The 11,657-nt window shown below is 36.3% G+C and carries 10 protein-coding genes and 1 tRNA gene; all 11 read left to right on the top strand.

Annotation, left to right across the window (positions count from 1 at the left end; genetic code table 11):
- The first annotated feature begins 7 nt into the window (after positions 1-7).
- A complete protein-coding gene (gene mraY / locus JF259_RS00055; protein WP_199111819.1) occupies positions 8-1,249 on the top strand; it encodes a phospho-N-acetylmuramoyl-pentapeptide-transferase in 1,242 nt (413 codons plus the stop codon).
- A gap of 41 nt (positions 1,250-1,290) precedes the next feature.
- Positions 1,291-1,620 (top strand): four helix bundle protein, encoded by a 330-nt coding sequence (locus tag JF259_RS00050; RefSeq protein WP_199111817.1) that lies wholly within the window; start codon positions 1,291-1,293, stop codon positions 1,618-1,620.
- A 14-nt stretch (positions 1,621-1,634) separates the two neighbouring features.
- On the top strand, positions 1,635-2,966 hold the full coding sequence (murD, locus tag JF259_RS00045) for a UDP-N-acetylmuramoyl-L-alanine--D-glutamate ligase (protein WP_199112603.1): 1,332 nt from the start codon (positions 1,635-1,637) through the stop codon (positions 2,964-2,966).
- Positions 2,967-3,007: 41 nt separating this feature from the next.
- On the top strand, positions 3,008-4,207 hold the full coding sequence (locus JF259_RS00040) for an FtsW/RodA/SpoVE family cell cycle protein (protein WP_199111815.1): 1,200 nt from the start codon (positions 3,008-3,010) through the stop codon (positions 4,205-4,207).
- Positions 4,208-4,309: 102 nt separating this feature from the next.
- Entirely contained in the window at positions 4,310-5,404 is a 1,095-nt protein-coding gene (gene murG, locus JF259_RS00035) for an undecaprenyldiphospho-muramoylpentapeptide beta-N-acetylglucosaminyltransferase (protein ID WP_199111813.1), read from the top strand.
- A gap of 3 nt (positions 5,405-5,407) precedes the next feature.
- Positions 5,408-6,760, top strand: coding sequence for a UDP-N-acetylmuramate--L-alanine ligase (gene murC, locus JF259_RS00030; RefSeq protein ID WP_199111811.1), 1,353 nt, complete (start codon positions 5,408-5,410; stop codon positions 6,758-6,760).
- 40 nt (positions 6,761-6,800) lie between these two features.
- Positions 6,801-7,469, top strand: a complete 669-nt coding sequence (locus tag JF259_RS00025) for a cell division protein FtsQ/DivIB (protein WP_317192050.1) — start codon at positions 6,801-6,803, stop codon at positions 7,467-7,469.
- Between the two features lie 4 nt (positions 7,470-7,473).
- Positions 7,474-8,787: a cell division protein FtsA gene (gene ftsA / locus JF259_RS00020; protein WP_199111809.1), complete on the top strand. Its 1,314-nt coding sequence runs from the start codon at positions 7,474-7,476 to the stop codon at positions 8,785-8,787.
- A 58-nt stretch (positions 8,788-8,845) separates the two neighbouring features.
- The gene (gene ftsZ, locus JF259_RS00015; protein ID WP_199111807.1) at positions 8,846-10,813 is read left to right on the top strand and encodes a cell division protein FtsZ; all 1,968 of its coding nucleotides are present in this window, start codon (positions 8,846-8,848) and stop codon (positions 10,811-10,813) included.
- 147 nt (positions 10,814-10,960) lie between these two features.
- Positions 10,961-11,410 (top strand): GatB/YqeY domain-containing protein, encoded by a 450-nt coding sequence (locus JF259_RS00010; RefSeq protein ID WP_199111805.1) that lies wholly within the window; start codon positions 10,961-10,963, stop codon positions 11,408-11,410.
- Positions 11,411-11,426: 16 nt separating this feature from the next.
- Positions 11,427-11,500 (top strand) — tRNA-Arg (locus JF259_RS00005).
- Positions 11,501-11,657: the final 157 nt, after the last annotated feature.

Raw genomic sequence — 11,657 nt, 5'->3', positions numbered from 1 at the left:
AAAGCCAATGTTGTATTACTTGTTCGAGTATTTAGAAAAACAATTTCAGTTACCAGGGGCTTCCCTTTTCGGTTTTTTAACCTTTAGGGCAGCTTTTGCAATGATTTTATCTTTGCTTATTTCAACCATTTACGGAAAACGCATCATTCGTTTTTTACAAAAACAACAGGTAGGTGAGACTATTAGGGATCTTGGATTAAAAGGTCAGGTAGAAAAAGCTGGTACACCTACTATGGGTGGGATTATCATTATCCTTGCTACTTTAATTCCAGTGCTTTTGTTAGCTAAGTTGGAGAATGTATACATTATACTTTTAATAGTTACAACCCTTTGGATGGGGACGATAGGGTTTATTGATGATTATATTAAGAAGTTTAAAAACGATAAAGAAGGTCTAAAAGGACGCTTTAAAATACTTGGGCAAGTAGGCTTGGGAGTTATTGTTGGTGCGACCTTGTTTTTTCATTCAGACGTAACTATAAAGGAAAAATTGCCATTAGTAGAGCAGCAACAAATATTAAAGGCCGATGCAAACGCTGCGCCTTCAAAGTTGTTTGGCTCCGAAATACATTCCACAAAAACAACCATCCCTTTTGTAAAAGGAAATGAATTTGATTACTCCGATATTATTACATGGATACACCCTAGTTTAGGTAAGTATGCTTGGATCATCTTTATTTTGGTTACTATTCTTATTGTGACAGCCGTTTCCAATGGCGCTAATCTTACTGATGGTATTGATGGTTTGGCTGCTGGAACCTCGGCTATTATTGTGCTTACACTTGGGATTTTTGCATGGGTTTCCAGTAATATTATTTTTTCAGATTACTTGAATATTATGTATATCCCGCGGGTAGAGGAAATCACTATTTACATTGCGGCTTTTGCAGGAGCCCTTATAGGGTTCTTATGGTACAATACATTTCCAGCACAAGTGTTTATGGGTGATACTGGGAGTTTGACTATAGGAGGTATTATTGCGGTTATTGCCATAGCGGTTAGAAAGGAATGGTTAATACCTGTATTGTGTGGCATTTTTGTGGCAGAAAATCTATCGGTGGTAATGCAGGTAAGTTGGTTTAAATATACCAAGAGAAAATATGGTGAAGGGCGTCGCATTTTTAAGATGGCTCCGCTGCATCATCATTTCCAGAAATCAGGATATCATGAAAGTAAGATAACGACCCGTTTTTGGATTGTTGGAATCTTGTTGGCAATTATATCAATTGTCACATTGAAGATCAGATAATATGAGTTTTGATATACGATGTTAGAGTTACGAATTAATAAATGAAGGAAGCTTTAAAAAATAGAACTGAAAAATTTGCAACAGATTACTGGAATCTGTGTACTAAGTTTCCAGTGTCAAGAGAATTTAATGCTTTTTGTAATCAATTAATTAGAAGTTCTAGTTCGGTAGGAGCGAAATCTGAAGCAGATTTTATAAATAAGTTAAAAATTGTTGAAGAGGAGGCTGATGAAAGTATGTACTTCCTTGAGTTGCTTTTAGAAGTTGACAATAAGGAGCATTTTGAGATAAAAAGGTTACATGGAGAAGCAAATGAGTTATTGTTTATCATTGTCTCCTCAATAAAAACAATGAGAAATCGTATATCGTGAATCGTAAATCTAAAATAGAACGACTTGTCGTATTAGGAGGAGGAGAAAGCGGTATTGGAACAGCGCTTCTGGGGAAGGCAAAAAACTATGACGTTTTTGTGTCCGATAAGGGAATGATTAAAGAAAAATATAAGAACGTTCTTATACATAATGAGATTGAGTGGGAGGAAGGTATGCATTCTGAAGTAAAGATTCTGAGTGCAGATATCGTTATGAAAAGCCCAGGGATTCCAGATAAAGTGCCTTTGTTAAAACAAATTAGAGAACAAGGTATTATGGTAGTGTCCGAAATAGAATTTGCTGCTAAATATACTGATGCAATAATTATTGGCATTACGGGGAGCAATGGTAAAACGACTACGGCTACGTTAACGCATCATATTTTAAAACAAGAGCTTGAAGTTGGATTAGCTGGTAACATAGGACATAGTTTTTCTAAGCAGGTTTTAGAAGATGATTTTCCAAATTATGTTTTGGAGATTAGTAGTTTTCAATTAGACGATATCGTTGATTTTAAACCAAGCATAGCGGTAATTACCAATATTACACCCGATCATTTAGATCGATACGATTACAAATTTGAAAATTACATCGCGTCAAAATTTAGAATTGCCGAAAATCAGACAAAAGATGATTTTTTAATCTATGATGCAGATGATGAAGTAATAGTTAATTGGTTAAAAAAACATCCAGTTCAATCAACATTAGTACCATTTTCGTTAACACAAATTGTAGAAAATGGTGTGTGTTTAGAAAAAGAAAATATTAAAATAACAATAGATAACAATTATATAATTATGCCAACAACAAACCTGACATTAGAAGGGAAACACAATGTTAAAAATGCTATGGCAGCCTCGGCTGTAGCGCACTTATTAAAGATAAGAAAACAAACCATTCGAGAAAGTTTGGAAAACTTCCAAGCAGTTGAGCATAGGTTAGAACATGTCTTGAAGATAAATAAAGTGCAATATATAAATGACTCTAAAGCAACCAATGTAAATGCCACATACTATGCTCTGGAGAGTATGGATGCGCCTACTGTTTGGATTGTAGGTGGAGAAGATAAAGGAAACAATTATGAAGAGTTATTCTCGTTTGTAAATGAAAAGGTAAAAGCAATTATCTGTTTAGGTGCGGATAACGAAAAGCTTATGCAAACTTTTGGTAATATGGTTGATGTTATTGTGGAGACCCAGTATATGTCAGAAGCCGTAAAGATTGCTTATAAAATAGCAGAGAGTGGTGATAATGTGTTGTTGTCGCCAGCATGCGCAAGTTTTGATTTGTTCGAAAACTATGAAGAACGCGGACGTCAGTTTAAGGAAGCAGTAAGGAACTTGTAAATAAAATAAAGTATACGTACATAATGATATATTGACAAAAAGTGCAAGCAGTATTTAAAAACATAAAAGGCGATCGGTTAATTTGGGCAATAGCAGCGTTATTGGCTATTTTTTCATTCTTACCTGTTTATAGTGCAGCTAGTGATTTGGCTTACGATACAGGTGATGGGAATACCTTTGTGTTTTTCGTTAAGCATTTCATGCATCTCTTTTTGGGGTTTGTAATTATGTATGGCGTTCATAAAATACCCTATCGTTACTTTAGGGGCTTGTCATTAATAATGATTCCCTTTGTTTTGGTACTGTTGGTAGTTACTATGTTGCAAGGTACGGTTATGGGTGGGGCTAGTGCCAGTAGGTGGATACGAATTCCGATTGTGGGCGTGTCTTTTCAGACGTCTACTTTTGCCTTTGTAGTGCTTATGGTATATGTCGCTCGGTATATGTCAAAAATTAAAGATAGGAAGATTACGTTTAATGAATCTGTGTTGCCTTTATGGGGACCGGTGTTTTTGGTATTGGCTCTAATTTTGCCATCTAATTTTTCTACAGCAGCTATTATGTTTTCTATGGTAGCAGTATTGGTGTTCTTGGGAGGGTACCCTGTGCGTTATCTTGGAATTATATTTGGTTTGGGTGTAGTTGCTTTGGTGTTTTTTATCATGGTAGCAAAACTCACTACAGGGCCTTTAAATGTAAAGGTGACTACTTGGGAGAATAGAATTAAGAATTATTCTAACGGAGAGGATACAGAAGCAGATTATCAAATAGAAAAGGCTAAAATAGCCATAGCATCAGGAGGGATTCAAGGAGTAGGGCCTGGTAAAAGTATTCAAAAGAACTTTTTGCCACAGTCATCGTCCGATTTTATTTTTGCCATTATTATTGAAGAGTACGGATTAATAGGCGGTTTTGTGTTGGTGATTTTGTATATGTGGTTGTTGTTTAGAATTGTTATTGTATCTCAAAAAGCTGATACGGTTTTTGGGAAGTTATTGGTGTTGGGTGTTGGTTTGCCCATTGTGTTTCAGGCATTTATTAATATGGCAGTGGCTGTTGAATTGTTTCCTGTAACGGGACAAACGTTGCCTTTAATTAGTAGCGGGGGAACCTCTATTTGGATGACCTGTTTGGCAATTGGAATTGTATTGAGCGTAAGTGTAAAACGGGAAGAGATTAAAGAACGGGAAAAAGAAAGTTTTGAAGATAATCCGTTAGAGATTTTAACGGAAACGATATAACGTGAGTGACTAATGATAAAACCTGCAAGGTTTTTTTAGCCTTGTGGGTTTTAGAAAAAAAATTAAAAGAAACTGTTTTTCTTATAGGGAAGAATTAAAGAAATGAAGAGTTATAAGATCATATTGTCTGGAGGTGGAACAGGGGGGCATATCTACCCAGCTATCGCCATAGCCAACGAATTAAAAAAACGATTCCCGGATGCGACGTTTTTGTTTGTTGGAGCTAAGGATCGTATGGAGATGGAGAAAGTACCCCAGGCAGGATATGCTATCAAGGGTTTGTGGATTTCAGGAATTCAGCGACGGTTAACGTTAAAAAATATGATGTTCCCGTTTAAATTAATAAGCAGTTTATGGAGTGCTCGAAAAATTATTAAAGATTTTAAGCCAGATGTGGTAATTGGGACTGGAGGTTTTGCCAGTGGTCCTGTGCTACAAGTGGCAGCATCCAATAATGTGCCGTGCTTAATACAGGAGCAAAATTCATTTCCTGGAATAACTAATAAATTATTGGCTAAGAAAGTGGACAAAATATGTGTGGCTTATGATGGTTTGGAGCGTTTTTTTCCTAAAGATAAAATTATAAAAACGGGTAATCCAGTAAGACAAGATCTGTTGGATATTGATACTAAGGCCGTAGAAGCCAAGAACTTTTTCAATTTAAAACATGGAAAATATACGTTGCTCGTATTGGGAGGTAGTTTGGGAGCTAGACGTGTTAATGAGCTTATAGAGAAAGAATTAGATTTTTTGGACACTAAAAATGTCCAAATAATATGGCAGTGTGGTAAGCTGTACTATCAGCAGTATAAAATTTACAACCATACCAAGGATGTCCAGGTGTATGCGTTTTTAAATAATATGGATTATGCCTATGCGGCAGCTGATATAATCATTTCACGAGCAGGGGCAAGTTCGGTGTCTGAGTTGTGTATTGTAGGTAAGCCAGTAATATTTATACCATCTCCTAATGTGGCCGAAGATCATCAAACAAAAAATGCAATGGCCATTGTAGAACAGGATGCGGCAATGTTAATTCAGGAAAAAGATTTGGAAGTTGATTTCGAACATCAATTTTCACAGCTTATAGCATCTTCCGAAATGCAAAAGCAAATGGGGGGCAATATAAAAAAAATGGCATTGATAAATGCTACGAATCAAATAGCAGACGAAGTGGAAAAGCTTCTGAATAAATAGTAAATGGATTTAAACAGTATACATAATATCTATTTTGTTGGTATAGGGGGCATTGGTATGAGTGCCTTGGCACGCTATTTTAAAGCTAATAACAAACAGGTTGCAGGTTACGATAAAACGCAAACAGATATTACAGATGCTTTGGAAAAGTTGGGTATTCCTGTGCATTTTCAAGATGCTGTTAAGAATATAGGAGATGCGTTTCTTGATAAAAAAACGACTTTAGTAGTGTATACACCGGCAGTTCCTAAAGACCATAAAGAATTTGAATATTTTAATAGTCAAGGATTTGTTGTTTTAAAACGCTCGCAGGTTTTGGGGATAATTACTCAAAATACATTTTGTTTGGCTATAGCAGGTACCCATGGTAAAACTACAACCACAAGTATATTGGGGCATTTAATGTATGAGAGTGATGTTGCATTAACGGCATTTTTAGGAGGCGTCAGTGAAAATTACAACTCAAATTTAATTAGTAACGGATCTGAGGTTTCTGTAGTTGAGGCTGATGAGTTCGATCGTTCGTTTTTAACGCTTTCACCCGATATTGCATGCATTACTTCTATGGATGCAGACCATTTGGATGTTTATGGTGAAGCCGATGCCTTGAACGACTCATTTGTTGCCTTCTCAAAAAGACTAAAACCTAAAGGTAAATTGTTTATTAAAAATGGACTGCCATTACAAGGTATTACCTATGGAATAGAAGATGACTCCGATTATTCGGTCCAAAATATAAAAATAAAGAATGGAGCTTATGTTTTTGATGTAAAAACACCAAAAACCATACTTAAAGATTTAGAATTTAACTTACCCGGTAGACATAATTTGTCAAATGCGTTAATAGCTTTGGCGATGGCTGTAGAATATGGTTGCCCTTACCAACGGCTCGCCAAGGCTTTAGCGTCTTATAGGGGTGTTAAAAGGCGTTTTAGCTATCATATAAAAACTGAAAACCTGGTGTTTATAGATGATTATGCGCACCATCCGGAAGAAATAAATGCAGTATATCAGGCTGTACGCGAAATGTACCCAGAAAAAAGAGTATTGGCAATTTTTCAACCACATTTGTATACCAGAACACGCGATTTTGTTGATGAATTTGCTAAAAGCTTGTCGCAGTTTGATGAGGTCATGCTCCTGGATATTTACCCAGCTAGGGAATTGCCTATTGAAGGAGTGACATCGGAGTGGTTGTTGGGTAAGATTGACAGTAATAACAAGCAATTGGTGGACAAACTGGAGTTGCTTGATAAAATTCGTGAAAGTAAAGCGCAAATTGTTCTAACCATTGGGGCCGGAGATATAGGAGAACAAGTTAAACATATAAAAAAAGAATTCAGTGTTGCGAAGTAAATGGACATACATAAAAATGATTTTGTTGCTATTTTTAGTAGTGTTTTTGTATGCTTTTGCTTCCGATAGAAATGCAGCAAGAAAAGTGTCTAAACCTGTTGTCACTTTTATTGGTGAAAACAATCTTTTTATAACGAATGAGACTGTTAGTAAATTGTTAATACAAAATCGAGGGGGGCTTAAAAATGTTGCCAAAGAAACTTTAGTTTTGAATAAGTTGGAGAATGCCCTGAATTCTAACCCAATGATTAAAACTGCCGAAGTGTATGTTACTGTTAATGGAACACTTAATGCTGATATTGAACAAAGAACCCCGATTGCTAGAGTAAGTACGAATGCATCTTACTATATCGATGATGAAGGTCTTTTTATGCCATTGTCAACAAATTATTCAGCAAGAGTGCCACTTGTAACAGGTTTTGTTGAAAAAAATAACTTAAAAAACGTTTATAAAATCGCAAGTAAAATTAGAAATGATGCCTTCTTAGAAAAGAATGTTTTTGAGATTCATCAGAGTACAGATAGGACTATTTATTTAAAACTTAGACAATGTAAGTTTTTAGTGCAATTAGGAGATGTAACGAATTTAGACAAAAAAATAAATAACCTAAAAGCGTTTTATCAAAAAAGTTTAAAAGAGAAAACGCTTGATGATTACAATAAAGTCAATTTGCAATTTGATAACCAAGTAGTGTGTACCAAAGCATGAATCTATGGAGCATAATATAGCAGTTGGATTAGATATAGGAACCACAAAAATTGTGGCAATGATCGGTCGTAAAAATGATTACGGCAAATTAGAAATTTTAGGTATTGGTAAATCCAAAAGTTTAGGAGTACACCGAGGTGTCGTAAATAATATTACACAAACCATTCAGTCTATCCAGCAAGCTGTTCAGGAGGCAGAAGTCGCTGCCGATATGAAAATAGAAGGAGTTACCGTTGGTATTGCAGGGCAGCATATTCGTAGTTTACAGCATAGTGATTACATTACTAGACCAAACTCTGAGCATGTTATAGATGATGATGATATAGACCGACTTATCAATCAGGTACACAAATTGGTGATGCTTCCCGGTGAAGAGATTATTCATGTGTTGCCTCAAGAGTATAAGGTTGATGGTCAGGCCGAGATTAAGGAGCCAATAGGGATGTATGGCGGCCGTTTGGAGGCAAATTTCCATGTAGTTGTAGGACAGGTATCGTCTATACGTAATATTGGCCGTTGCGTACAAAGTGCCGGACTGAATCTGGAAGGCATTACCTTAGAACCGTTGGCATCAGCTAATGCTGTTTTAAGTCAGGAAGAAAAAGAAGCAGGTGTAGCTCTCATCGATATAGGAGGAGGAACTACAGATCTGGCAATATTTAGAGACGGTATCATTCGTCATACGGCAGTGATTCCCTTTGGAGGTAATGTCATTACCGAAGATATAAAAGAAGGTTGCTCCATCATTGAGAAGCAAGCAGAATTGCTTAAAATTAAGTTTGGGTCTGCTTGGCCCGGAGAAAATAAGGATAACGAAATTGTGTCCATACCTGGGTTAAGAGGTAGAGAGCCAAAGGAGATAACCTTAAAAAACCTTTCAAAGATTATTCATGCACGTGTGGTTGAAATAGTTGAACAGGTATATGTCGAGATTAAAAATTACGGACACGAAGAACAAAAGAAAAAATTAATAGCCGGTATTGTTTTAACAGGTGGTGGGGCACAGCTAAAGCATTTAAAACAGTTGGTAGAATATATTACCGGTATGGATACCCGAATAGGATATCCTAACGAACATTTGGCAGGCGATAGCGATGCAGACATTACAAGTCCTCTGTATGCTACAGCTGTAGGCTTGGTTTTAGACGGATTAAAACGTCAAGAAAGAAAACGCGTAGAAACTGAAGCCGAGACAGCTAAAGCTAATGATAATGAAGTTCCAGAAGAGGAAATTATTGAGAAACCCGTTAAAGAGCGACGCTCTTTTTTAGATAAGTTAACCGAACGTGTCAAGGATTTTCTTGATAACGCTGAATAAAAAATCCATTGAAAAGAAAAGTAAAAATTAAAGTATTAATACCAGTAAAACAGAATTTATGAGCAGCAAAAAAGAATTCGAAAGCATAACATTTGATTTGCCCAAGAATCAATCAAATGTCATTAAGGTTATTGGTGTTGGTGGTGGTGGTAGTAATGCCATTAACCATATGTTCCAACAAGGTATAAAAGGAGTAGATTTTTATATTTGCAATACAGACGCACAAGCACTTCAAAATAGTGGTGTTCCTAATAAAATTCAATTAGGACTTAATCTTACTGAAGGGTTAGGAGCTGGTGCAAATCCAGATATAGGAGAGCAATCTGCTGTTGAAAGTTTTGAGGATATTTCCCAAATGCTAGATACTAATACAAAAATGGTGTTTATTACCGCAGGTATGGGAGGAGGTACTGGTACCGGTGCAGCGCCTATTATAGCTAAAATGGCTAAAGATTTAGATATCTTAACAGTAGGTATTGTAACCATGCCATTCCAGTTTGAAGGTAAGATGCGCTTAGAACAAGCTCAAAAAGGAATTGAAAACTTACGCAATGTTGTCGATTCTTTAATCGTAATAAATAACAATAAGCTTCGTGAAGTTTATGGTAACCTTGGCTTTAAGGCTGGGTTCTCAAAAGCAGATGAAGTGCTATCTACTGCTGCTCGTGGTATAGCCGAAGTTATTACCCATCACTATACACAAAACATCGATTTACGTGATGCTAAAACCGTATTAAGCAATAGTGGTACTGCTATTATGGGGTCTGCCTTGGCGTCTGGTCAAAATCGTGCGCAAGAGGCGATACGTAAGGCGTTAGACTCACCATTGCTGAACGATAACAAAATTACAGGAGCCAAAAACGTATTACTGCTTATTGTTTCTGGAGCTCAGGAAATAACCATTGATGAAATAGGTGAGATTAACGATCATATTCAAAATGAAGCAGGACACGGCGCTAATATTATTATGGGTGTTGGTGAAGACGAATCGCTTGAAGAGTCCATTGCTGTAACTATTATAGCTACTGGTTTTAATGTAGAACAACAAGATGAAATTTCTAACACAGAAACAAAGAAAGTAATCCATTCGCTTACTGAAGATAAAGAACTAAGTGCCGCCGAAAAGGATCCGGTTATTATTGCACCGGTTATAGAACTGGAGAAGAAAAAAGACCCTCCAATTGTTAGGCATACTTTAGATGTAGATTCGGAAGACTTAGAGTTTGGTACACCCGAAAATAATGTTTCGAATAAGCAATCTACTGTAAAAATACCTAAAGATGATAGCATAGTACCTACATCTGAAGTTATTAAAAATATCGATGTGGTTTATGATGAAGTTAAGGCTAATTATCAGGAAGATGAAGACTTTGTAATAAAGCCGGTAACAAGAATGTCGAATATAGAAAAAGTTGATGTTGAAGAAGAACAACAAATTACCTTAACTTTTGATATGCCAATAAGTCCGACTAAAGAAAATACCGAGAAAGAAGATGTTAGTGAATCAAAAGCTATTAACGATAGTATAAAGAAGATTCCCGTAAAAGATTATATAGAACTTATAACAGTTACAGAATCTAACGAACAAGGAGAGGTGCGTTATGCTTTAGATGACTATATTGAGTTGGAATCTACTACTACCAGAAAACAGATTAAAGCAAAGAAAACTTTGGAAGATCTGGAGTCTAGTGATATCGTATTTGAAAAGAAACAATTAGAGAAACCACAAGAGGTAGAGGAGGCACCAACAGACGAGGTGGATCCAATGAACAGTCCTATATCCGATATGCTTAAAGAGCGCGCTGCAGAGCGCAGAAGAAAGATGAAGGACTTCAATTATAAATTCAACAATGCGAAAATTGATGATATTGAAAAGATACCTGCCTATAAGCGACAAGGCGTTAATTTAGAGGATGCAAAACATTCCTCTGAAACTGATATCTCAAGGACGAGTATTGGTGTTGATGACAATGACGATATTCAATTAAGAAGCAATAATTCCTTTTTGCACGATAACGTCGATTAAAAAATACACTGACCTTACTTAGTTATGATTCCCGATAAGTTTCCCTCAGCTTATCGGGTTTTTTGTTAAATAAGGATTTTTTGCAATATTCTTTATGTAAGCAACAATCTATTTTTTATATTCGCAGCTACTTTACAACGTATAATTATGAGTTTACAACAAGACATAATGGGGGCGCTAAAAGCAGCCATGAAGGCTAAAGATCAAACAGCTTTAACGGCTTTAAGGGCTGTGAAATCGGCCATCTTACTTGCGCAAACAGAAAGTGGAGCTCAGGCAGAGTTAACGGAAGAACAAGAACTTAAAATACTTCAAAAGCAGGTAAAACAACGTAAGGATAGTGCTGCGGTTTATTTAGACCAAGGGCGCGAGGATTTAGCTGCTCCAGAATTGGCAGAGGCAGAAGTAATAAGTCAGTTCTTGCCTGAAGCTTTAGGCGAAGACGCTATTAAAGAAGTTGTTGTAAGAGTAATTGCTAATGTTGGTGCTCAAGGCATGAAAGATATGGGGAAGGTTATGGGGATTGTTAGCAAAGAATTAGCAGGAAAAGCGGATGGTAAGACTATTTCTAACATCGTAAAACAGCAATTGTCTTAAATATTATAAACATAATGGCTGCGTAGTTCAACTGGATAGAATATCAGATTTCGGCTCTGAGGGTTGGGGGTTCGAATCCCTCCGCGGTCACAGGGAAAATCCAATTAGTTAGTAATAACTAGTTGGATTTTATTTCATCTTATAAAACCACCTGCTTTGCTGGTGGTCATGTTCTGAAGGCTATGCCTATATTTGTACTATGAACAAATATAAGAAACTTAGTCATGTTATATATAAATGTGAATAT

This window comes from Snuella sedimenti, assembly GCF_016428595.1.
GTDB classification, from domain to species: Bacteria; Bacteroidota; Bacteroidia; order Flavobacteriales; family Flavobacteriaceae; genus Snuella; species Snuella sedimenti.
Note: the sequence above shows the minus strand (reverse complement) of the source record. Positions and strands in the feature narration are given on the sequence as shown.